At 74.8% G+C, this 21,653-nt stretch carries 30 protein-coding genes; 23 read left to right on the top strand and 7 right to left on the bottom strand.

The genetic code is table 11. The features are described from left to right. Nucleotides 1-8: 8 nt before the first annotated feature. Nucleotides 9-287 (bottom strand): FmdB family zinc ribbon protein, encoded by a 279-nt coding sequence (locus BM414_RS11220; protein ID WP_093579516.1) that lies wholly within the window; start codon nt 285-287, stop codon nt 9-11. A gap of 295 nt (nt 288-582) precedes the next feature. Here BM414_RS11220 and BM414_RS11215 point away from each other — a divergent pair, with 295 nt between their 5' ends. The 9 genes from BM414_RS11215 (at nt 583) to BM414_RS11175 (ending at nt 9,061) form a co-directional block, all read left to right on the top strand. Beyond that, nucleotides 583-2,127 (top strand): acyl-CoA synthetase, encoded by a 1,545-nt coding sequence (locus BM414_RS11215; RefSeq protein ID WP_093579515.1) that lies wholly within the window; start codon nt 583-585, stop codon nt 2,125-2,127. 93 nt (nt 2,128-2,220) lie between these two features. Continuing rightward, nucleotides 2,221-2,682, top strand: a complete 462-nt coding sequence (locus BM414_RS11210) for an ester cyclase (RefSeq protein ID WP_093579514.1) — start codon at nt 2,221-2,223, stop codon at nt 2,680-2,682. Between the two features lie 25 nt (nt 2,683-2,707). After that, nucleotides 2,708-4,048, top strand: coding sequence for an ABC1 kinase family protein (locus BM414_RS11205; RefSeq protein WP_093579513.1), 1,341 nt, complete (start codon nt 2,708-2,710; stop codon nt 4,046-4,048). A 143-nt stretch (nt 4,049-4,191) separates the two neighbouring features. Further along, nucleotides 4,192-4,614, top strand: coding sequence for a nuclear transport factor 2 family protein (locus tag BM414_RS11200; RefSeq protein ID WP_093579512.1), 423 nt, complete (start codon nt 4,192-4,194; stop codon nt 4,612-4,614). Between the two features lie 22 nt (nt 4,615-4,636). Next, nucleotides 4,637-5,617, top strand: coding sequence for an NAD(P)H-dependent flavin oxidoreductase (locus BM414_RS11195; RefSeq protein WP_093579511.1), 981 nt, complete (start codon nt 4,637-4,639; stop codon nt 5,615-5,617). A 102-nt stretch (nt 5,618-5,719) separates the two neighbouring features. Then, nucleotides 5,720-6,964, top strand: coding sequence for a polyhydroxyalkanoate depolymerase (locus tag BM414_RS11190; protein WP_093579510.1), 1,245 nt, complete (start codon nt 5,720-5,722; stop codon nt 6,962-6,964). A 61-nt stretch (nt 6,965-7,025) separates the two neighbouring features. Beyond that, a complete protein-coding gene (locus tag BM414_RS11185; RefSeq protein WP_093579509.1) occupies nt 7,026-8,030 on the top strand; it encodes a YncE family protein in 1,005 nt (334 codons plus the stop codon). A 58-nt stretch (nt 8,031-8,088) separates the two neighbouring features. After that, nucleotides 8,089-8,562, top strand: a complete 474-nt coding sequence (locus BM414_RS11180) for a hypothetical protein (RefSeq protein WP_175551549.1) — start codon at nt 8,089-8,091, stop codon at nt 8,560-8,562. Between the two features lie 259 nt (nt 8,563-8,821). Then, nucleotides 8,822-9,061, top strand: a complete 240-nt coding sequence (locus tag BM414_RS11175) for a hypothetical protein (RefSeq protein WP_139245800.1) — start codon at nt 8,822-8,824, stop codon at nt 9,059-9,061. 47 nt (nt 9,062-9,108) lie between these two features. On the opposite strand, the gene BM414_RS11170 is transcribed toward BM414_RS11175, so the two are convergent. After that, nucleotides 9,109-9,855 carry an enoyl-CoA hydratase/isomerase family protein gene (locus BM414_RS11170; RefSeq protein ID WP_245784644.1) on the bottom strand — a complete coding sequence of 249 codons (747 nt, stop codon included), beginning with the start codon at nt 9,853-9,855 and terminating at the stop codon, nt 9,109-9,111. 123 nt (nt 9,856-9,978) lie between these two features. Between BM414_RS11170 and BM414_RS29340 the strand changes: the two genes are divergently transcribed. Together BM414_RS29340 and BM414_RS11160 are read left to right on the top strand one after the other, a co-directional pair. Further along, nucleotides 9,979-11,034 (top strand): WD40 repeat domain-containing protein, encoded by a 1,056-nt coding sequence (locus BM414_RS29340; protein ID WP_093579506.1) that lies wholly within the window; start codon nt 9,979-9,981, stop codon nt 11,032-11,034. A gap of 65 nt (nt 11,035-11,099) precedes the next feature. Beyond that, complete coding sequence (locus BM414_RS11160; protein ID WP_093579505.1) at nt 11,100-12,278, top strand: LLM class flavin-dependent oxidoreductase; 1,179 nt, start codon at nt 11,100-11,102, stop codon at nt 12,276-12,278. Nucleotides 12,279-12,306: 28 nt separating this feature from the next. On the opposite strand, the gene BM414_RS11155 is transcribed toward BM414_RS11160, so the two are convergent. Beyond that, nucleotides 12,307-13,104: an SDR family NAD(P)-dependent oxidoreductase gene (locus tag BM414_RS11155; RefSeq protein WP_093579504.1), complete on the bottom strand. Its 798-nt coding sequence runs from the start codon at nt 13,102-13,104 to the stop codon at nt 12,307-12,309. A 78-nt stretch (nt 13,105-13,182) separates the two neighbouring features. On the opposite strand from BM414_RS11155, the gene BM414_RS29335 reads away from it, so the two are divergent. After that, nucleotides 13,183-14,208: a hypothetical protein gene (locus tag BM414_RS29335; protein ID WP_093579503.1), complete on the top strand. Its 1,026-nt coding sequence runs from the start codon at nt 13,183-13,185 to the stop codon at nt 14,206-14,208. Here the strand turns inward: BM414_RS29335 and BM414_RS11145 are convergent. Then, nucleotides 14,205-14,774, bottom strand: a complete 570-nt coding sequence (locus BM414_RS11145) for a TIGR03086 family metal-binding protein (protein WP_093579502.1) — start codon at nt 14,772-14,774, stop codon at nt 14,205-14,207. The genes BM414_RS29335 and BM414_RS11145 overlap by 4 nt on opposite strands. Before the next feature lie 77 nt (nt 14,775-14,851). Between BM414_RS11145 and BM414_RS11140 the strand changes: the two genes are divergently transcribed. From BM414_RS11140 to BM414_RS11105, 8 genes are all read left to right on the top strand, one after another. Next, nucleotides 14,852-15,625: a hypothetical protein gene (locus tag BM414_RS11140; protein WP_093579578.1), complete on the top strand. Its 774-nt coding sequence runs from the start codon at nt 14,852-14,854 to the stop codon at nt 15,623-15,625. Nucleotides 15,626-15,656: 31 nt separating this feature from the next. Further along, on the top strand, nt 15,657-16,280 hold the full coding sequence (locus tag BM414_RS11135) for a DUF6308 family protein (RefSeq protein WP_093579501.1): 624 nt from the start codon (nt 15,657-15,659) through the stop codon (nt 16,278-16,280). A gap of 40 nt (nt 16,281-16,320) precedes the next feature. Beyond that, entirely contained in the window at nt 16,321-16,542 is a 222-nt protein-coding gene (locus BM414_RS11130; protein WP_093579500.1) for an antitoxin, read from the top strand. Then, complete coding sequence (locus BM414_RS11125; RefSeq protein ID WP_093579499.1) at nt 16,539-16,940, top strand: type II toxin-antitoxin system VapC family toxin; 402 nt, start codon at nt 16,539-16,541, stop codon at nt 16,938-16,940. The genes BM414_RS11130 and BM414_RS11125 overlap by 4 nt, the downstream gene beginning before the upstream one ends. A 154-nt stretch (nt 16,941-17,094) precedes the next feature. Further along, nucleotides 17,095-17,301, top strand: coding sequence for a hypothetical protein (locus BM414_RS11120; RefSeq protein WP_093579498.1), 207 nt, complete (start codon nt 17,095-17,097; stop codon nt 17,299-17,301). 71 nt (nt 17,302-17,372) lie between these two features. After that, nucleotides 17,373-17,798, top strand: coding sequence for a DUF1810 domain-containing protein (locus BM414_RS11115; RefSeq protein ID WP_093579497.1), 426 nt, complete (start codon nt 17,373-17,375; stop codon nt 17,796-17,798). A gap of 166 nt (nt 17,799-17,964) precedes the next feature. After that, nucleotides 17,965-19,023 carry a glutathione S-transferase family protein gene (locus BM414_RS11110; RefSeq protein WP_093579577.1) on the top strand — a complete coding sequence of 353 codons (1,059 nt, stop codon included), beginning with the start codon at nt 17,965-17,967 and terminating at the stop codon, nt 19,021-19,023. Between the two features lie 9 nt (nt 19,024-19,032). Then, complete coding sequence (locus BM414_RS11105) at nt 19,033-19,665, top strand: TMEM175 family protein (protein WP_093579496.1); 633 nt, start codon at nt 19,033-19,035, stop codon at nt 19,663-19,665. Between the two features lie 3 nt (nt 19,666-19,668). On the opposite strand, the gene BM414_RS29330 is transcribed toward BM414_RS11105, so the two are convergent. The 3 genes from BM414_RS29330 to BM414_RS29325 form a co-directional block, all read right to left on the bottom strand. Further along, nucleotides 19,669-19,932: a hypothetical protein gene (locus BM414_RS29330; protein WP_093579495.1), complete on the bottom strand. Its 264-nt coding sequence runs from the start codon at nt 19,930-19,932 to the stop codon at nt 19,669-19,671. A gap of 63 nt (nt 19,933-19,995) precedes the next feature. Continuing rightward, a complete protein-coding gene (locus tag BM414_RS11095) occupies nt 19,996-20,241 on the bottom strand; it encodes a hypothetical protein (RefSeq protein WP_175551548.1) in 246 nt (81 codons plus the stop codon). 50 nt (nt 20,242-20,291) lie between these two features. Next, a complete protein-coding gene (locus BM414_RS29325; RefSeq protein ID WP_175551547.1) occupies nt 20,292-20,441 on the bottom strand; it encodes a hypothetical protein in 150 nt (49 codons plus the stop codon). A gap of 408 nt (nt 20,442-20,849) precedes the next feature. Here BM414_RS29325 and BM414_RS28365 point away from each other — a divergent pair, with 408 nt between their 5' ends. The 3 genes from BM414_RS28365 to BM414_RS30195 all read left to right on the top strand — a co-directional run. Continuing rightward, complete coding sequence (locus BM414_RS28365; RefSeq protein WP_139245798.1) at nt 20,850-21,230, top strand: hypothetical protein; 381 nt, start codon at nt 20,850-20,852, stop codon at nt 21,228-21,230. Nucleotides 21,231-21,263: 33 nt separating this feature from the next. Then, nucleotides 21,264-21,422 carry a hypothetical protein gene (locus BM414_RS29320; protein WP_175551546.1) on the top strand — a complete coding sequence of 53 codons (159 nt, stop codon included), beginning with the start codon at nt 21,264-21,266 and terminating at the stop codon, nt 21,420-21,422. Then, on the top strand, nt 21,419-21,653 hold a 235-nt coding region (locus BM414_RS30195), incomplete at its 3' end, for a hypothetical protein (RefSeq protein WP_342716148.1). The genes BM414_RS29320 and BM414_RS30195, both read left to right, overlap by 4 nt.

The following is a 21,653-nucleotide window of genomic DNA, read 5'->3' as shown; positions in this document are numbered from 1 at the left end:
CTCCAGGGTCAGGGACGGGGCAGACGCGCGAGCGCGGGGTTCTGCGCCTGTGGTGCGGCTCGGCGGGACTGCGGGGCGGGGACCACCGCGGGCTGGTCGGCGCTGCGCTCGGTCCGGTCGATCAGCGCCCGGTTGCGGGCCGACCCCAGCGCCAGGCGGGGAGCGGTGAAGACCCGCGGCGCGGGGTTCGCGCAGCCGGGGCAGGGTTCGGAGTCGGCCGCGGTGCCGATCGGGCGGGCGACCTCCAGCACGCCGTGCTCAGCGCACCGGTACTGGTAGACGGCCACGGCGGCCCCTTCTGATCTGACCGGCGGGACCGCATCCGGTCCCCGGCTGGCGGGCGCCGCGTCGCCGCGGCTCCCGCCCGCGAGCCTCGGGGGACGCGGGACGGCAGTACAGCCGAACAGCCGACGACCTGTCCTCCGACCTGCGCGTGCTCACCAGGTGGCACCGGCGGATCACGCCCCGACGTCAGGACCCACCGATCGACGCCGCCTGCGCGCCCCCAGGGCCGTCCGCCTCTGGCAGCGCGGTCGCCGTCCACGCGACGCTCCGGACCCACCGCGACGGGAGGTCGGCGCCGTGTACGTCACCCAGGGTCTGCACCGCCACGTCCAGCAGCGCCCGCACGAGGTCGCCACCGTCTGTGCCGGGCGCTCCCGGACCCACGCCGAGTCGGTCAACCGGATCGCCCGGCTGGCGGCCGCCCTCCGGGACCTGGGCGTCACGGACGGGGAGCGCGCGGCCATCCTGTCCCTCAACTCCGACCGCTATCACGAGTTCCTCGGCGCGACGCTGTGGGCCGGTGGCGTCCTCGTCCCGGTCAACATCCGCTGGAGCGTCCCCGAGATCGCCGACTCCCTCGCCGAGGTCGACGCCCGGGTCCTCGTCGTCGACGACGTCTTCGCGGCGTGCGTCGACGGCATCCGGGCGGCGCACAGCGGGCTGCGGCACGTCGTCCACGCCGGCGACGGCCCGACCCCGGACGGCATGCTCGCCTTCGAGGAGCTGATCGAGACCTCGGAACCGGTCGAGGACGCCCGCCGCGGCGGCGCCGACCTGGCCGGCGTCTTCTACACCGGCGGCACCACCGGCCGGTCCAAGGGCGTCATGCTCAGTCACGACAACCTGCTGACGTCGTCCATGGGCGGGCTGGCCAGCGTGCACTTCCCGCCCGGCCTGGTCGGCCTGCACTCCGCGCCGATGTTCCACCTCGCCGCGTTCTCCAACTGGGTCGGCGCCACCGTCGTCGGCGGCACGCAGGTGATGATCCCGGTGTTCGACCCGGTCGCCGTGCTGACCGCCGTCCAGGAGCACGGCGTCACCGACGTGCTCCTGGTGCCCACGATGATCCAGCTGGTGGTCGACTCCCCACGGGTCGACGAGTTCGACCTGACCAGCGTCCGCCTGGTCCTCTACGGCGCCTCCCCGATGTCCGACGCGCTGCTCGGCCGGGCGATGAAGGCCCTCCCCAACGCCCGCTTCATGCAGGCCTACGGCATGACCGAGCTCGCCCCGGCGGCCACCGTGCTCACCCCCGAGGACCACGAGGACCCGCGGCACCGGCGCTCCGTCGGCCGCGCCGCCCCGCACGCGGAGGTGCGCGTCGTCGGCCCGGACGACGTCGAGCTGCCCCGCCGGGAGGTCGGCGAGATCGTCGTCCGTGGCGGCAACGTGATGCTCGGGTACTGGGACCGTCCGCAGGAGACCGCCGAGGCGCTGCGCGGCGGGTGGATGCACACCGGCGACGCCGGCTGGATGGACGACGACGGCTACCTCCACCTCACCGACCGCCTCAAGGACATGATCATCTCCGGCGGGGAGAACGTGTACTCCGTCGAGGTGGAGAACGTGCTCGCCCAGCACCCGGCGGTGGCCACCTGCGCGGTCATCGGCGTCCCCGACGAGACCTGGGGCGAGCGGGTGCACGCCGTCGTCGTCCCGGCGGCCGGCGCCACCGTCACCCTCGAGGAGCTGCACGACTTCTGCGCCGACCGGCTCGCCGGCTACAAGATCCCGAGGTCGATGGACGTCGTCGACGCGCTGCCGCTCTCCCCCGTCGGCAAGGTGCTCAAGCGGGAACTGCGAAAGCCCTACTGGTCCGGGCAGGAGCGCGACGTCCACTGACGTCCACCTACTCAGGGGCGGAGGCCCCTCGTCCGGCACGTCGGTCCGAGGAACATCGGGGACGTCGCAGACACACGCGGAAGGAGCCGTGCCATGACCCAGACCACGAGCTCAGCGGTCTCGAAGGACCGGGCGCGGGAGGCGATGACCCGCTTCATGGCGGCCTGGGAGCAGGGGGACCTGTCTGCCGTGGACGAGGTGTTCGCGGAGGACCTCGTCCACCACGGGCCCCCGTTCCCGGACATGGGCCGGGCCGAGCTGCGGGAGTTCATCACCCACTTCCGGGCGGGCTTCTCCGACGCCCACGTCCAGGTGCACGAGCACGTCGTCGACGGGACCACCTCCGTCCACCGCTGGACGGCCGAGGCCGTCCACTCCGGGACGACGCCGCTGCTCCCGGGCGTGGAACCGAGCGGGAACCACCTGTCCGCCGAGGGCGTGCACGTCCTGCACTGGACCGGGGACAGGGTGTCCGAGGCATGGCACATCGGTGACTGGTTCGGCTGGTTGACGATGGCGGGTGTACTGCCACCCCTGCCAGGGACGGAGGGCTGAGCACGCCCGGCACGTCGGTCGGCCGGTGACCTCGGGGACCGGCCGGCCGACGGGCAGCCGCCTCGCCCGCACCGCCCGGCTCGCCGCGCTGCCCGCGGCGTTCGCCGGCCGCACCGCTGTCGGGATCGGCAAGCGCCTCGGCGGTCGCCCCGCCGAGGCGGTCGCGGCGCAGGTGCAGCAGCGCACCGCCGAGCAGCTGTTCGCCACCCTCGGCCAGCTCAAGGGCGGCGCCATGAAGGTCGGCCAGGCGATGTCGGCGATGGAGGCCGCGCTGCCCGAGCAGCTGGCCGGCCCCTACCGCGAGGCGCTCGTCCGGCTGCAGGACGCGGCGCCGGCCATGCCCACCGCGCTGGTGCACCAGCAGCTCGAGGCCGGCCTCGGGAGGACCTGGCGCCAGCTGCTGCGCGACTTCGACGACCGGCCGGTCGCGGCGGCCAGCGTCGGCCAGGTGCACCGCGCCACCTGGTCCGACGGCACCCCGGTGGCCGTGAAGCTCCAGTACCCGGGCGCCGGCGAGGCGCTCGTCGCGGACCTCGGGATGATGCAGAAGGTGGCACCGGTCGTGCAGACGGCCATGCCCGGCCTCGACGCCCGGCAGCTGTTCGCGGAGCTGCGCGCGCGGCTGGTCGAGGAGGTCGACTACGTCCTCGAGGCCGACACCCAGATGACGTTCGCCGACGCCTTCCGCGACGACCCCGACATCGCCGTCCCCGACGTGTTCGCCGTCGAGGAGAACGTGCTGGTGAGCCGCTGGGTCGACGGCACACCACTGTCCCGCGTCATCACCGACGGCACCCGGGACGACCGCGACCGCGCCGGCCTGCTGCTCGTGCGGCTGTTCGCCTCCGCACCCGTGCGCGCCCGCCGGGTGCACGGCGATCCGCACCCCGGCAACTTCCGGCTGCTGCCCGACGGCCGGCTCGGCGTCCTCGACTTCGGGGCCACCGAGGCCCTGCCGGACGGCTGGCCGGTGAAGCTCGGCCCGCTGCTCGCTGCCGGCCGCGACGGCGACGCCGGGGCCCTGCACCGCATCGCCGCCTCCGCCGGACTGTTGCAGCCGGAGGCGGTGACCCCGGAGGCCCTGATGGCGCTGCTCGACCCCTACCTGCAGCCGCTGCGCAGCCCCTCCTACACGTTCACCCGGGCCTGGATGCAGGACCAGACGCGGGCTGCCTCCGATCCGTTCAGCGCCACCGCCCGCACCCAGCGCCGGCTGACCATCCCGCCGCGTCACCTGCTGCTCCAGCGCGTGGCCGTCGGGATGACCGGCGTCCTCTGCTCGCTGGGCGCCACCGTCGCGGTCGACGGCGAGATCCGCCGGTGGCTGCCCGGCTACGACCCCGAGGTCACTGCTCCGCGCACGTGACGGGCCCCTGACCCCACCGCCCGGCGCACCCGCGTCACGCACCGGCGCGGCGCGCTGGGCACCGCCCGCGCGAGCCGCCGCACCCCTCACCGGGACCGGGCGTCTCCCTACCGTGGCCGCACCCGCTCTCCTGGGAGGTCGCCATGACGCAGACAGCCACCACGAGCCTCGAGACGGTCGAGGCTCTCTACGAGGCCTTCGCCCGCGGTGACGTCGGCACGGTCCTCGGTGTGATCGCCGAGGATGCCGAGTGGTTCGAGGCCGAGGGCAATCCCTGGTACCTCGGACACCCCTTCGTGGGCCCTCAGCAGATCGTCGACGGCGTCTTCGCCAGGATCGGCGACGAGTACGAGGACTTCCGGCTCGACATCCACCGCTTCCTCGTGGACGGCGACACGGTGGCCGCCCTGGGCCGCTACTCCGCCACCAGCCACCGGGCGACCGGCCGGCCCCTGGACGCCCAGTTCGTGCACGTGTGGGACGTCCGGGACGGCACGATGGTCCGGTTCCAGCAGTACACCGACACCCGCCAGTGGGCCGACGTGATGGGAGCCGGCGCCTCCTGACCGCGGGGCCGCCGGACCCGCCGTGCAGACGCCCTTCACCGAACTGGTCGGCTGCTCCGTCCCGATCCAGCAGGCGCCGATGGGGACGGTCTCGACGCCGGACCTGGCCGTGGCGGTCGCCGACGCCGGCGGCGTCGGCACGGTCAGCGCGCTCGGTCTCCGACCTGAGGCGCTGCTGCGGCTCCTGGACGGGATGCGCGGGCGCTCGTCCGGCGTCCTGGCCGCCAACGTCGTCACCCCGGACGTCGACGAGGCTCTGCTCACCGACGTCGCGAAGCGGGTGCGGCTCGTCGACTTCTTCTGGTTCGACCCCTCGCCCCGGCTCGTGGAGGTGGCCCACCGGGCCGGGGCGCTCGTGGGGTGGCAGGTCGGGTCGGTCGCGGAGGCGCGCGCCGCGGTGGACGCCGGCTGCGACGTCGTCACCGTCCAGGGGGTCGAGGCCGGCGGCCACGTCCGGGGCTCCGAGCCGCTCCTCCCCCTGCTGCGGGAGGTCCTCGACGCGGTCGAGGTCCCCGTTCTCGCGGCCGGCGGCATCACCGACGGACGCTCCTTTGCCGAGGTCATGGCGGCCGGCGCGGCGGGCGCCCGGATCGGCACGCGCTTCCTCGCGACGACGGAGTCCGGCGCCTCCCCGGCGTACAAGCAGGCGGTCGTCGACGCCGCCGACGACAGCACCGTCGTCACCGACGCGTTCGCCGTCTGCCCGCTCTGCGCCACCAGCCCACGGGCCCGGGTGCTGCGCGCCGCGGTGGACCGGCTCGCCGAGCTGGACGACGACGTCGTCGGGACGGTGTCCATGGGCGGCGCCCGGGTCCCCGTGCCCCGGGGGTCCGGCCTCCCGCCCGTGACCGGCGCCGAGGGCCACCTCGACGCGATGGCCATGTACGCGGGCGCCGGCGTCGGCGCGGTGACCGACGTCCGGCCGGCCGCCGAGGTCGTCGCCGAGTTGATGGCGGAGCTCGAGCGATGGCAGCCCGCTCGGGGACAGAGCGCTCCCCCGTGATCCGTGCCGTGAGTCGCCGCGCCGCCGTCCCGGGTTGCGGTTACGTTACCGGCGGGTGACGCACGTCACTCGACGTACGCCGACTCCGCGACAGGCAGGCCGATGCTCTACACCGCCTACGAGATTAACCGTCGAGCGGGGGCGCCCGTGGTCGCGGCATCCGGGCTGACCGCCCGTGCCCTGCACGCCCTGCCCGCTCCGCTGGCCCGCACCCCGGCCGTGCGGCACGTCCGGGCGGCCTGCGACATCCTCGCCAAGGCGCGTCCCACCCACGACCGGCCGGCGTACGGCATCGGGTCCGTGCGGGTCGGCGGCCGCGACGTCGACGTCGTCGAGCGCCCGGCGCTGACGACGCCGTTCGGCACGCTGCTTCACTTCGCCAAGCCGTCGGTCCCTGGTCAGCCCCGCGTGCTCGTCGTCGGCCCGATGTCCGGCCACTTCACGACGCTCATCCGGCCGACGATCCGCACGCTCCTGTCCGACCACGACGTCTACGTCATGGACTGGCACAACGCGAGGGACATCCCCGTGGACCGCGGGCGCTTCGGGCTGGACGAGTACATCGCCCACGTCATGGACGCGCTGCGTCACCTCGGCGCCGGCACCCACGTCGTGGCCGTCTGCCAGCCCGCCGTCCCCGTGCTGGCGGCCGTCGCGCTGCTCGCCGCCGAGGGCGACCCCGCCGAGCCGGCCAGCCTCACCCTCATGGCCGGCCCGATCGACACCCGGGTCAACCCCAACCGGGTCAACACCGCGGCCGCCACCAAGCCGCTGTCCTGGTTCGAGCGGCGGCTCATCGACACCGTGCCGGGCCGGTACGCGGGCGCAGGACGACGGGTCTACCCCGGGGTCGTGCAGCTGACCGCCTTCATGTCGATGAACCCGAAGAGGCACCTGAGCGCGCACGCGCGGATGTACCGCGACCTGGTGGCCGGCAACACGGCCGCGGCCGCGGCCACCCAGGCCTTCTACGACGAGTACGGCGCGGTGATGGACGTCCCCGCCGAGTTCTACCTGGAGACGGTCGGCCGCATCTTCCAGGAGCACCAGCTCCCCACCGGGCGCCTCACGTGGCGGGGCGAGCGCGTCGACCCCGGCGCCATCCGGAACACCGCGCTGCTCACGGTGGAGGGCGCGCAGGACGACATCTGCTCCCCCGGCCAGACCGAGGCGGCCCACCGGCTGTGCACCGGGATCCCGGAGGAGCGCAAACGGCACCACCTGCAGAACGGGGTGGGCCACTACGGCGTCTTCAGCGGCTCCCGCTGGGAGGCCGAGGTCTACCCTGTCATCAGGGCGTTCATCGAGTCCGCCCGGCCCGCCGAGCGGACGACGTCCCTCGGCTGAGCGGGCGCTTGCCCCGGGAGCCGCCCCGGCGGGACCCTCGCCTCCCCGCCCGGGAGACGAGATGTCCCGCACCGCCGCGATAGCGCTCGCCGTCCTGCTCGCCGCCGCTTGCACCGGCGGGGACGACGTCCCTCCCCTGCTCGACACGGTCGTGGACACCGTGGACCTCGACGCCGCCGTCGGCACGGACGTCGTCGTCTACGACCTCGCGCCCAGCCCCGACGGCCTCCCCGTGGCCCTGGTCGGCGCGGCCGGTGCCGCGGAAAGCTGGCTGGTCCCGCTGGCGGGCGGCACCCCCACCGCTGTCCCCGCCGTCGACCCGGACAGCGAGCTGGTCATCGCCGACGACGGCACGCCGCTCATCGTCGGCACCGCGCTGACCCGGGTCGGCGGAGCGGTCCTGCCGCTCCGCCTCGACGGGCCGCCGGACGCCGTCCTCCTTGACGGCGACGTCCTCAACCTCGCCCGCGACACCCGGCTGACCGCCGTCGACGCCGGCACCGGTGAGGTCCGGGTCACCGCCGTTGCGCCCGGTCCGGTCACGCACCTCGCCGGAGCTCCGGACGGCGACCTCCTCGCGCTGGTCACCCGTCCCGGGGGCGGCGTCGACCTCCTCCGGCTCAGCCCCGACCTGCGGCCGGACGACGAGCCGGTCGAGCTCGTCGCCGGGGGCGGCACGCCGACCGCCCTGCGGGTGACCGCCGACGGCACCGTCGTCGTCACCGCCTACGTGAACGAGGCGCTGGACGCCGGGCGGCTGGTCACCGTCGTCGACGGCAGGGTGCAGACGGTTGCCGACCTGGAGGGCACCGACGACACCGCGCTCGACCTCGCCGTCGACCCGACCGGCCGCGTGGCCTACGTGGTGCTGTCCGCCTCGTATCACCCGGCCGAGCTGACGGCGATCGACCTCGCGACCGGCGGGCGCACCGGGACCGTCGCGCTGTGCGGCGGCGCCGGCGCCTTCGGCGCGATCGCGCCGTCCGCCGACGGCAGGACCCTCACCGTCGTCGGCTCGTGCATCGGCGCCGACGGCCCCTCGACCACCGCCTTCGTGATCGAGTGACGGGGCAGCCTGTGGACAACTCCCGGGCCGGTCGTCCGCCGCTGCCACGGTGTCGTGCATGTCCACACCAGTCCTCGCCGACGTCCCCGTCCGCTCACCGCTCGCGCTCACCCGCCGCTGGGCGAGCCTCCTGCAGCCCCTGCTCTTCGACACCCGCAGTCTCTGGCTGAGCTGGGTCGGCCCGGACGGCAGGCAGTCCCCCGTCCTCCTGCCCGTCGACGACATCTCCGCCCGGCCCGACCTGCGACTGGTCAGCGGTCTGCTCGGCGTCCACGACGAGGTGGCCGCGTCCCTCGGGTCCAACGACGTCCTGCTCGCGATGGCCCTGTGCCGTCCCGGCGAGCCGGTCGAGACCGAGATCGACACGGACTGGCTGTGCGCCTTCCACGACGTCCTCGGCGACGGGCTGGACCAGGCCTGGAGCCTGCACCTCGCCGCCGGAGGGCGGGTCGAGCCGCTCGTCGAGGCGCACCACTTCCTCGGCGAGGTCGCGCGGTCGACGGCCAGCCGCGACGAGGACGGCCCCCGGTGACGGTGCGGTACGGCTGGTCGCCCGAGGACCGCGGGCTCCTCGCACCACCACCGCGGCCGGACGCGGGAGATCGTGCGTGGCGGCGCCGCGATCTCGTCGCCGGCGGAACGGTCCTCGCGGTGGTCGCGCTGGTGGCCGGGATCGCCGCTCACCTGACGTTCGCCTCGGCGACGCGCTCACCGCGTGCGGTGGCCGAGGCCTTCGTCGCCGCCAACCAGCGCTACGACTGGCGAGGCCCTGGGAGCTGGTGTGCTCCGACGTGCAGGCCGAGTACAGGACGGTCGAGCGCTGGAGCCGCAGTCACGACGAGGCCGTCGCCATCACCGGACCCCTCACCGACGGCGTGACCGTCGACGTCGGAGACGTCCGGCCGCGCGGGATCTCCACGCCGCGGTCCTACGTCGTCGACGTCCGTCTCATCCGGGGCGACGAGATCCGTCTGGAGCACCTGCTCGTCGTGGCGGAGCAGGGCGGGTACCGCGCCTGCGGCGAGGCGTGAGCACGGCCGGCGCCCCGACCCTCGTACCGGGCCGGGGCTCCCGCGGCTCAGGCCTGGGCGGAGCGGCGCATCGACCACATCTGCGCGGGGCGCTCGAACTGGGTGGCGACCTCCCAGCTCACCGCGCCGTTGACGACCTCCCTGCGGAAGTTGCCCACGGCCACCCGGGCGAGCTCCGGGTCGGCGGCCACGCGACGGGCCAGCTCGATCGCGCGGTCCTCGACGGCGGCCTCGTCCACCGACTCCCACGCCAGCCCGAGCTCCACGGCGCGGGTCCCGTTGATCTCCTCGCCGAACAGCGCCATCGCCGCGGCGGCCTCGCGGCCGATCAGCCGCGACAGGATGACGAAGTGCCCACCACCGGGGTGCAGGCCGCGCTTGAGGAAGCCGGCCAGCAGGCGGGCGTCGTCGGCGACGATCCGCAGGTCGGCCGCCAGCAGCATGTTCATCCCGGCGCCCACGGCCGAGCCCCGGACGGCGGCGATGGTCGGCACCTTGACCTGGCCCAGCCGGTAGAAGGAGTCGTAGATCCGGCCCATGCCGTCGTAGTTCTCGGGCGCGGCCGGGTCCTTGCCGGCGTTCGTCAGGGTCGCGACGTCCCCGCCCGCGCAGAACGACCTGCCCACCGCACGCAGCACCAGCGCGCCGACCTCGGGCTGGGCATCCACCCGGTCGAGGACGCCGATCAGCTCCGACGCCATCGCCGGCGTCAGCGCGTTGCGGCGGTCGGGCGCGTTGAGCGTCACCACCGCCACGCCGCCGTCGACCTCGAGCAGGACCTCGGCGTCAGCCACGAGCGCACCTCCGGATCTGGGGCCCGCGGGCCCGGGGACCAACCCGGGCATCAGACCACGGCGCGCGGTTGCCGCCCCGCGCGGCCCGGCTCCACACTCGCCGCACCGACCCCCGGAGCCCCCATGCCCGCCCGCCGCGCCGCCGTCGCCCTCGTCGCGCTGTCGGTCACGGGCTGCACCGGCGGGAACGACGAGCCCCCGCCGCCCCAGCAGTTCACCGACGTCGAGGCCACCGTCGACCTCGACGCCGTCGCGCCCGGTGGCGTCGACGTCCTCGGCCTCGGGCCCACCGACGACGGCGCGCTCGTCCTCCTCGGCGACACCGCCGACCCGCGAGTCGGCTACCTGGCGACGCTGACCGACGACGGGCTGGGCGAGGTCCGGCGTCTCGAGGACGTCGGCACACAGCTCCTCGTCGCCCCCGACGGCACCGCGCTCGTCGTCGGCCCCGACCGGATCACCAGCGTTCCGGCGAGCGGAGCCCCCACGGTCACCGAGGTCGTCCTCAAGGAGCTCGCCGCCGCCGCCCTCTCCCCCGACGGCAGCCGCCTCTACGCCGCCACCGCCGACCGGCTCGTCAGCCTCGACGCGGCGACCGGGGACACCCGAGCCGAGACGGACCTCGACGAGGGGCTCACCGTCGTGGCGCTCGCGGTGCCGGACGACGGCGGGCCGACCGCGCTCATGAGCGACGCCCGTGCCCCCGACCTGGCCGACGTCGCCGTCCTGGGCACCTGGGACGAGGACCTGGAGGAGTTCGACCTCGTCGAGCTGGCCCCCGACCGCCCGGCCAGCATCCCGTCCGCGCTGCGCCTGGCCGACGACGGCACCGCCGTCGTCAGCCTCACCGCGGGGTCGAGCGACGACCCGTTCCGCGTGGTCACCGTCCGCGATGGCGAGGTGCAGGCCTCGCACGCCGTCCCCGGCACCGACCGCCCCCTGGCCGACCTCGCCGTCTCCGCCGACGGGCGCGTGGCCCACCTGCCGGTGGCCGGCTTCGAGGTCGAGTCCGGCGTGGTCACCCTCGACCTGGCCAGCGGTGAGCAGCTCGCCGACGTCCGGCTGTGCGAGGGCCAGGCCGCCTTCGGCCGGGTGGCGCTGTCCGGCGACCGGCTCACCGTGATCGGCTCGTGCATCACCGCCGAGGCCGCGTCGTCCACCGCGTTCGTCGTCGGCTGACCATGGTCAACGGGGTGTGACCTGCGCCACGATGAGCGCCTTCCCCCCACCTCGAGGAGACCCTCATGGACCGGCTGCGCTTCGGCACCTTCCTGGCCCCGTTCCACCCCGCCGGCGAGAACCCGACCCTCGCGCTGCAGCGCGACCTCGAGCTCGTCGAACACCTCGACCGGCTCGGCTACGACGAGGCCTGGATCGGCGAGCACCACTCGGCCGGCACCGAGATCATCGCCTCCCCGGAGATCTTCATCGCCGCGGCCGCCGAACGGACGAAGCACATCAAGCTCGGCACCGGCGTCACGTCGATCAGCTACCACAACCCGCTCTGGGTGGCCGAGCGCATGGTGCTGCTCGACCACCTCACCCGCGGGCGCTCGATGCTCGGCTGCGGCCCCGGCTCGCTGCCCACCGACTCGATGATGCTGGGGCTCGACCCCACCGACACCCGCGAACTGCTCGAGGTCGACCTCGACATCATCATGCGGCTGCTGCGCGGCGAGACGGTCACGCAGAAGACCCGCACGCACGAGCTGGTCAACGCTCGCCTGCACCTGCGGCCCTACAGCCAGCCGTGCTTCGAGATCGCCGTCGCCGCCGTCGCCTCCCCCACCGGGCCCCGCATGGCCGGCACCCACGGCATCGGGCTGCTGTCGATCGGCGCCACCCTCAGCAAGGACGGCTTCGACGCGCTCGCCCACCACTGGAACGTCGTCGAGGAGCGGGCGGCGCACTTCGGCCAGACGGTGTCGCGGCGCGACTGGCGGCTGGTCGGGCTGATGCACGTCGCCGAGACCAAGGAGCAGGCCTACGCCGAGGTCCAGCACGGCATCGAGACGTGGTTCCGGTACTTCCAGAAGACGGCGGCGTTCCCGCAGATGGCGGTCGAGGGGGGCGACGCCACGGAGATGATCGACTTCATCAACGAGGCCGGCGTCGGCGCGATCGGCACCGTCGAGGACGCCCGCGCGCAGGTGCAGCGGCTGTGGGACCAGTCCGGCGGCTTCGGCGCGATGCTGCTGCTCGGCCACGAGTGGGCCAATCCGCAGGCCACGAAGCGGTCGTGGGAGCTCATCGCGCAGCACGTCATGCCGCACTTCCAGGGCGGGGAGATCAGTCACGCGCAGGCGACGCTGGGCGCCAAGGAGTACGCGATGGGCAAGCGCGAGGACTACGCCGCCGCGCAGATGGCCGCCGTGGCCACGATGACCGAGCGGTACGAGAAGGAGAAGGCGGGCCAGGCCTGACGACGGCGGTCGGGTGGCGGCGGCGCCGTCACCCGACCAGCTCGTCGGACAGCTGCCGCAGACGCCGGCGCGCCTCGGGGTCGTAGGCCTGCTCGTGGGCGCGGGTCTCGCGGAGGCCGTCGAAGTAGCGCCCGGTCACGCCGGCCAGGCCCGGGTCGACGACGAGCCGCGCCGTCGCCTCGACGCCCTCCTCGATGGTCGACGTCGGGTTCGCGACGATCTTCGTCGGCATGAACGTGGCCGGGTGCAGCGCGTTGACCGTGACGCCGGTGCCCTGCAGCTCCTCGGCGAGGTCGACGGTCGAGAGGATCTGCGCGAGCTTGCTCTGACTGTAGGCGCGGGTGCCGCCGTAGTCCTTCGTGAGCTGGACGTCGTCGAAGTCGATCGGCATCTGCGCGGCCGAGGAGACGTTGACGATCCGCGCCTCCCCGGCCGCCCTGAGCAGGGGGAGCAGTTCCCGCGTCAGCAGGTAGCCGGCCAGGTAGTTGACGGCGAACCGCAGCTCCAGGCCGTCGGCGCTCTCCTGCCGCCCCGGCCCGCCCGGCACCTCGCGGCCGATGCCGGCGTTGCTGACCAGCACGTCGAGCCGGTCGACGTCGGCCTCGACCGTCTCCGCCATCACGCGGACCTCGGCCAGCGACGACAGGTCGGCCCGGTAGGACCGCGCCGCCGGCCCCAGCTCGGCGAGCAGCGCCTGCAGCCGGTCCTCGTCGCGCCCGTGGGCGAGCACGGTCATGCCGCGGCCGGCGAGGTCGAGGGCCAGTGCCCGGCCGAGACCGTCGGTGGCGCCGGTGATCAGGACGGTCTGCTCGCTCAGCGGTCGCATGCCCCGCGACGATGCCGCGCCGGCGACCGCGCCGCGAGTCCTCGTCCCCGCCCGCTGGGCCTGTCAGACTCCCCGACCGTGCGCGGCCCCTCGGCGCTCCTGCTCGCCGCCGTCCTGCTGACCGGGTGCGGCGGCACCTCCGTCGAGGACGCGGCGCCCTCCGGACAGCGGCCGCCGTCGGTGTCCCTGGCGGAGGTGGCCGGGGTGGACGCCGACGTGCTCGGCGTGGTCTCTCCCGACGCCGGCCGGTCGGTCGTGCTGCTGGCCCCGCCCGGCGGCCCGCTCACCCTCGCGGACGTCGCGGCGGACGGCACCGCCACCGCCGTCCCCCTCCCCGGCCTCGACGCCGACCGGCCCGGACTCACCCGCATCGCCGCGGCGGGCGACGGCGTGGTGGTCGTCGGGTTCGCCGCCGGGCGGGTCGCCCTCGTGGCCGCCGGTCCGCAGGGCGCCGCTGCGCCGCAGCCGGTCGGGACGCTCGGCGCCGCCGACGTCGCGGCCCTCGACGTCACCGCTGCGGAAGGCGTGCTGTACCTCGCGCTCTCCCGCATCGACGGCACCGACCTGTTGCTCGCCGTCGACCCCGCGACCGGCGCCGTCCGCGCCGAGGTCGGGCTGCCCGGCACACCCCGCGACCTCGGGACGACGGAGGACGACGGCGTCGTCGTCGCCACGGACACCGGCCGCACCGCCGTGGTCGTCACCGCCGACCCCGGCCTGGCCGCGGTCACGGAGACGCCCCTCGGTCCGGGTGCGGCCGGCCCCCTGACCGTCGTGGACGGGGAGGTGTACGCGACGGTCGGCGGCAGGGGCGACCTCCGGATCACCCGCGGCGCCGAGGTGCTGGCCACGGTGGCCGGTGACCTGCCGGCGGTCCTCGTCGTCGACCCGGCCGGCGGGGAGGCCACCCTCGTCGACACCGTGGCCGACAGCGAGGTCCCGCGCGTGCTGCTGCGGACCGTGGACCTGTCGGCCGGGGACGTCGTCGCCGAGGTGGAGCTCTGCGACAGCGGCGCCGTCGACGGGGCCGACGTGGACGGCACGGGCCGCGGGTCGGTCGTCAGCGACTGCCGCGGCGAGCCGACGCTCTGGCGGCTCCCCTAGACCGGCGGCTTCCACCCGGGGTCGCGGCCGGTGGCGCCGAGCAGCCGGTCCAGGGCGGGGGCCTCGTCGGGCACCTCCACGCGCGGGCCGTACAGGCCCGGCGGCCGGTCGTCGCCGAAGGAGTCGGCGAACGCCCGGCAGGCGTCGGCGTCGGCGGGGTCGACGTCGTAGGGCTGGCCGGTGGCGACGGCGAGGTCCCAGCCGTGCACGACCACCTCGTCGAGCGCGACGACGGCGGCCACCTCCCCCGGCATCTCGACACCGCCGGCCGCGGTCATGCCCTCGTGCGCCGCCGGGTCGCGCCAGGCGGCGGCCAGCGCGTCGAGCTCGGCGGGGATCCGGGTGTGCCAGTCGGCGGGCAGCATCCCGGCGTCGAGGGAAGCCTGACCGTCGACCGGCGTCTTCTCACCGGCCATGCGGAAGGCGTACGCCAGCCCAGCCAGGTGGGCCAGGATCCCCGCCACGGGCGTGCCCTCGCACGGGGTCGGTGCGGTCAGCTGCTCGTCGCGGATCCCGGCGACCACCTGTGCAGTGGTGGCCGCCGCCCGTCCCAGGTCGGTCGTCATGCGGGTACGACTGCCACGGGCCCGGGGACTCAGCGGTCCACCGGCCGGGTCGGCGACGGCGTTCAATGGGATCCGTGATGGGGGGACCGGACGTCGCTGCCCTCGTGCTCCCGAGCGCGGGGCCCGACCCGATCCCGATGGCCACCGCGCTGGCCGCCGTCCTCGGGTACGCGCGCGGGCGCCGGCCGCTGTTCTTCCGCTCCCCCAGCTCGCCGCAGGGCCGGTGGGTGCAGGTGCTCGCCTACGCGATGGACCGCTTCGACGGCCAGCCGCCCGAGACCGCCGACGGTGCCACCGACCGCGACGTCCTGCTCGCCGAGGGCCTGCACGGCCGGCTCGACCCGGCGGCCTGGTCCGCCGTCCGCGCGCGGCTGGCCGCCGCCTGGCCACTCGCCGCCGAGGCGGTCGGCCGCGCCGACGGTCGGGCCTTCTGGGAGCTGCCGGACGACGAGTTCTCCGTGCTGGCCGAGCCCGGCACCGTGGGTGCGGCGCTGCGCTCGCTGGCCGAGGGCCCGGGCGCGCGGCACGTCGTCGCCGCGCTGCACCACCGGCACCCGGCGCTGGTGCCGCTGGTCGACGGCGTCACGCGGCGCCAGCTGTGGGGCCACCTGCGCGAGGGCGACAGCGGGCCCGAGGCGGTCGTCCACCGCGAGCTCGTCGCCAACGCCGGGGCGTTCGCCGTGCTCGAGACGGCGACGGCGACGCTGCTCGGCCGCCCGCTCACCCGGCTGCGGCTGCACGACGTCCTGCTGTGGCTGTCCGGGTCGCTGCGGATGACGCACGCGGTCGCTGTCGGCCGGGCACTGGCCGCCGACTCCGAGCAGGGCCTCGAGGCACTGCTGCCGGCCTGAGTTCGTCGGACCCCTGCGGCACGGTGTCGCCGTGCTCGAGGACCTGCTCCGTCTCGTCGACGACCCCCTCGCCGTGGCGGACCTGCGCCGCTCCGACTCGCCGTTCTACCCGCGACGGCGGTTCGAGTTCCTCGGCGACGTCGATCCGGTCCGGGTGACCCCCGGCGACCTGGTGGCGCTGACGCTGGTCGGCGTCTCCGTGCCGGCCGGCGTCGCGCTCGACCTGCTGGAGGGCGACCTCGGGCTCGACGTCGCGGACCTGCTGCGGCACGTCCCCGCCGACGTGCCGGTCGCCTCTCCGCTCGTTCCCGACCCGCTCCGGCTCCTCGGGATGGCGCGGGACCTGCTCGAGGAGCCGGTCGGGATGGACCTCCGGACGGCGGGGACGCTGCTCGCCCGCAAGCGGCCGCTGCTGGTGCCGGTGCCCGACCCGGTCGTGCTGTGCGCACTGGGCTCGACGGACGACCCGTGGGGCTGGGCGGTGTGGGCGTTCACCGCGGACGGCGGGGTGTTGGGGGACGTCGTCGCCGCGGCCCGTGCGGAGGCCGGCCTCGTGACGATGGGTGACCTGCGCGCGCTCGAGACCGTCATCTGGATGCGCCACCACCGCGAGCACCTGCGGACCCACTGCGCCGGCCTGCGGCTACATGCCTGACTTCAGCCAACCTGCTTGCAGACTGCTGGCATCTTGCGACATGAGGACGCTGTACCTGCGGAACGTCCCGGACGACGTCGTCGACCGGTTGGAGAGACTGGCCGCCCACGAGGCGACGTCCGTGGGTGCACTGGCCGTCCGCGAGCTCGCGGAGGCATCACGTCGCGCCGACAACCCCGCGCTGCTCGGCGCGTTGCCCGATCTCGGTGTCCCAGCCGAGGACGTCATCGCCGGCCTGGACGCCGAGCGCGCCGGACGGTGATCGTCGCCGACGCCTCGGCAATCGTATCCGCGCTGCTGAACGCCGGCGCCGCCCGCGACCTGCTCGGGCGTGAACGGATCCAGGTACCCCACCTGGTCGACACGGAGGTCGCCAGCGCACTGCGGCGCACCGTGTCCGCCGGCACCGTCACGGCGGACGAGGGCTGGGCGGCGCTGGACACCTGGCGGCGGCTCGGAGTCACGCGCCATCCCGCCTCCGGCCTGCTCGACCGGGTCTGGCAGTTGCGCGACAACCTGACCGCCTACGACGCCACTTACGTGGCACTGGCCGAGGCCCTCGACTGCACGGTCGTCACCGCCGACGGGTGGCTGGCCCGTGCGCCCGGCATCCGGTGCGCCGTCACGGTCGTGCCGCGCCGACCTCTGACACCACGTTGATCATCGAGTCGTGGCCGCCGACACACGCGGACACGCCGCGGCGAGCGGCAACAACTCGATGATCGCCTCCGAGATGGCGACCGTTCCGGGGCGCACCCGGCCTGCCGATACCTGAGGGGAACGGGCGCGACCACGCCCCTGCAGAGAGGACCGCATGCTCCCCCGCACCCGGCTCGAGTCCCTCCGGGTGGTACCGCGCCCACTCTCCACCGGCCACCGGCTGGCCGACTGCGAGCGGTGGTGCCGCGACGTCCTCCCGCCGCGGCCGGTCCGGCGCCTGCGGTCCGTGCCCGCCACGACCCGCGCGGCGTCGCTGCGGGCCGGCGCTCGGGCGCTCGCCGGGACGGCACAGGCCTGCTGAGGCTCCAGTTCGGCGCGGGACGGGGGTCCGGTCGGGGTGTCGGTCGGCCAGGTGGAGGGCAGCCCTCCGCCATGACCGACGACGACCCGTACGAGCTGCACCGCTTCGTCGACGCGCAGACCGACACCTACGCGCAGGCCCTGTCCGAGCTGCGCGCCGGGCGCAAGACCAGCCACTGGATGTGGTTCGTCCTCCCGCAGGTCGCCGGACTCGGCCGCAGCGCGACGGCGCAGCGCTACGCGATCTCGGGCCTCGACGAGGCGCGCGCCTACCTCGCCCACCCGGTGCTCGGCGCGCGGCTGGTCGAGTGCGCGCAGGCGCTCACCGAGCTGCCCGGTCGCGACGCCGCGGCGGTGCTCGGCCCGGTCGACGCCCAGAAGCTGCGCTCGTCGATGACGCTGTTCGCCCACGCCGACCCGTCGCAACCGGTGTTCCGGGCCGTGCTGGAGCAGTACTTCAGCGGGGAGGAGGACGACGCGACGACGTCCCGGTTGTAGTCCCGCGCGCAGTCGTGCTCTGCCTACAGGTGTGGGCAGAGCACGAGCGGGCGCAGGACACCTCCCGCCGGCTCGTGGCGTGAGTCCGCTGGTGACCCAGAGCACGGAGTTGCGGGTCAGCACCGTCCGCCGGGCGCCGGGAGCCGCCGTCGGCGAGGCTCGTCGGGTGAGCGACGACAAGGGATCCGGTTACGTCACCAGCGGCCAGGAGTACAGCCGCGACACCAACTACATCACCGACCGGATCACCGCCGACGGCTCGGGCCCCTGGCCGGTGGAGCCCGACCGCTACCGCCTGGTCATCGCCCGGGCCTGCCCGTGGGCCAACCGCGCGGCGATCGTGCGCCGGCTGCTGGGCCTCGAGCCGGTCATCTCGATGGGCATCTGCGGGCCCACCCACGACGAGCGCAGCTGGACCTTCGACCTCGACCCCGGTGGCCGCGACCCGGTGCTGGGCTACGAGCGGCTGCAGGAGGCCTTCCTCGCCCGCGACCCGGAGTACCTGCGCGGGATCACGGTGCCGGCGATGGTCGACGTCGCGACGAAGGCCGTCGTCACCAACGACTTCATGCAGATGACGCTCGACTTCTCCACCCAGTGGACGGCGCACCACCGCGACGGCGCCCCCGACCTCTACCCCGAGCACCTGCGGGACGAGATGGACGACGTCATGCAGCGCGTCTACACCGAGGTCAACAACGGCGTGTACCGGTGCGGTTTCGCCGGCGACCAGGCCGCCTACGACAAGGCCTACGACCGGTTGTGGACCGCGCTGGACTGGCTCGAGGAGCGCCTGGCCACCCGCCGCTTCCTCATGGGCGACACGATCACCGAGGCCGACGTCCGGCTGTTCACCACGCTGGCCCGCTTCGACGCCGTCTACCACGGCCACTTCAAGGCCAACCGGCAGAAGCTGGCGGAGATGCCGGTGCTGTGGGCCTACGCGCGCGACCTGTTCCAGACGCCCGGTTTCGGTGACACCACCGACTTCCCGCAGATCAAGGAGCACTACTACGTCGTCCACGCCGACATCAACCCGACGCAGGTCATCCCGATGGGCCCCGACACCCGCAACTGGCTGACGGCGCACGGCCGCGAGGAGCTCGGCGGCGCCCCCTTCGGCGACGGCACCGCGCCCGGGCCGGTGGCCCCCGGCGAGGAGGTCCCGGCCTCCCACGGTCCCGGCGGCATCGGCCATCGGCGGGACGAGGAGCGCCGGCACTAGCCTCCCGGCATGGCCGACGGCTACCCGCTCGACCCGGACGCCGCCGACGTCCAGCGGGGCGCCGCCGACCGGCTGACGTTCTTCTCCGACGCGGTCGTGGCCATCGCGATCACCTTGCTCGCGCTCGAGCTCCCGGCTCCCGAGGGCGCGACGGCAGCGGCTGTGCTGCGGTCGCTGGGCGACCACGCCTACGAGTACCTGGCGTTCCTCATCGGGTTCCTCGTCGTCGCCGCGCACTGGCGGGCGCACCACCGCGTGTTCCGCTGGCTCGTCGGCGAGCACCCGCGTCTGGTCACGCTGGCCCTCACCTGGCTGCTGCTGATCGTCCTGACGCCGTTCCTCACGCGCGTCCTGACCGAGGGCGACCTGGACACGGTCCGGTTCGGGATGTTCGCCGTCGCGCAGGCACTGCTGCAGCTGGTGTTTGCGGCGATGGTGTCGCTGGCCGCACGGGAGGGGCTGTTCGCGCCCTCGGCGCCGGCCGCGGTGGGCGCCCACCCGTGGCGGCGCGCGGCACCCGGTGCGCTCGGCTTCCTCGTCTCGGTGCCGCTGTTCCCGCTGGTCGACCGGTGGGCGTTCGTGCTGTGGGCGGCCGTGCCGGTGCTCTACGGGCGACTGGTCGCCCGCCGCCTGCCGGACTGAGGGTCAGCAGCCTCCGCCGCCGTCGCCCCCTCCGCCGCCACCGCCGCAGTCACCGAGGCCACTTCCTCCGCCGTCCGCGCCGGAGACGACGACGCCGCCGGCCAGGTACCCCGGCGAGTGGGCGGAGCCCGTCCGCGCGCCCACTCCGTAGCCGCCGCCGGCCGCCCAGGTGCGTGACCGCCCCTCGGCCTGCGTCCGGGACCGCTGCATGGCCAGGGCCAGGAGGAGGACCGTCGCCAGGACGCCGAGCACCACGATGGTCGTCATGACGGAACGGTGAGGCACGCTCCCGCCTAGCGACAGGATCCTTCGGCGTACCGCGGCGACAGGTCAGTCCCCGCCGCCGCCACCTCCGCCGCCGTCTCCACCACCGCCACCATCGCCGCCCCAGCCACCGCCGTCGGAGTGGCCGTGGTGGCTGCCGTCGGACCAGGAGCCGCCGTCACCGGACCAGCCGGAGCCGGACCCGTCGCCGCCGGAGCGGTGTCCACCGGCTGTTCGGCTCCGGCGTGCCGCAGCGGTGAACATGCCGGCGATCACCAACACGACCACGATCATGACGACGACGGGGAACACGGGCGGGACTGTGCCCGACGACCGGCCCGCGCGACAGAGGTCCGCGCGCCTCAGCTCTCGGCGCGCTCCTCCGGCAGGTCCCCGGTGCGCCGGGCCGTCTCTGCGGCATCAGCGAGGGTGTCCCGGTCCAGCCACTCGAGCACGAACCGGGAGCCGTGCACGTCGACGACGGTGGCGCGTTCGGGCAGCGGACGCAGCATGCGCGTAGTCGTTATGACGTCATGACAGCATGCGGCCGTGTCGTAGGCATGGCCGCGCGGCGTCGTCCGGGTGTCCGGTCGTAGCGGTCGACGGGGGCGGGGGCCGCGGTATGGCCACCGCCCCCGTCGTCCTGATAGCTGGGCGGGGAGGTCAGGGGTGCCCCCTCGGCCACCGGCCGGTGCAGAACCCCCATCCCCGATACCTCCCCGCCCGGTGGCCCGGACCCAGCGGGAGCCAGGTCGGGGCCACGCCCGGGAAGGCAGCGCACGGCCGGCGGTGCGGTACGGGAGGAACCCGACCTCGTCCGGCGGCTGGTGCGCGCCTGGTGAGGAGGTCAGTCGGGAGAGAAGGACGGATCGCGCAGGGCGGCGGACGCGACGGCCGGAGCCGACGCCGGTGTCCGGACGGTGCAGACGACGGTGGGCGGCGCCCAGGCCGTGCAGACGGCGGCCATGGCGGTCAGCGACGTCGAGGACGACATCGTGGGCGCCGTCGGCGCGATCGGTCTGGGCTCCGGCGGGGCCGGGGAGTCGGGCTCGGTGGGGAGGTCGCCGGCGAGCGGCGACTCGACGGGCAACGAGCCTGAGGAGCGCTCCCCCGGCGCGGTCCTGTCAGCCGGGCCGGCGGTGCGGGGAGCAGACGCGCGGCACTCGACGGACTGTCCGGTCCCCGGTGCGGCGGCGGCACGCGGGACCAGCACCTGGGCTACCGATGCGGCGACACCGACGGTCGGGAAGACGATGGGCTGGCCGACGGCGCTCTGCGTCGTGGCGGCCACCGGTTCGTGAGCACTGCCGGCCGTCGGTGTCGCGACGGTCGAAGTGGTCGCGACGGTCGAAGTGGTCGCGACGGTCGGAGTGGTCGCGACGGTCGAAGTGGTCGCGACGGCCGGAGTGGTCGCGACGGCCGGTGCAGCCGGCTCGGCGGCCGCCTCGACCACGGGCACGACCGCGGTCGGCACGTCCTTCGCGACGGGGTGAACGACCGGCGCGGGCACCGGGGCGACCGGCGCGAGGACTGGCTGGACCGCTGTCTCGACGACCGGAGGCACGACGACGTCAACGGCCGGGGACACGACGTGCTCGACGACCGGCACCGCAGGCGCTGCAACGGGAGCCACCGGCGGCACGGCCGGCGGTCCGGCCGGTTCGGCCACCGGGGGTCCGGCGGGCGGCCCGGCCTGCACCGGGGGCACGGCCGGCGGTCCGGCC

Origin of the sequence: Geodermatophilus amargosae (assembly GCF_900116515.1) — a bacterium.
Classification (GTDB): Bacteria; Actinomycetota; Actinomycetes; order Mycobacteriales; family Geodermatophilaceae; genus Geodermatophilus; species Geodermatophilus amargosae.
This window is presented reverse-complemented; position numbering and strand designations above follow the sequence as displayed.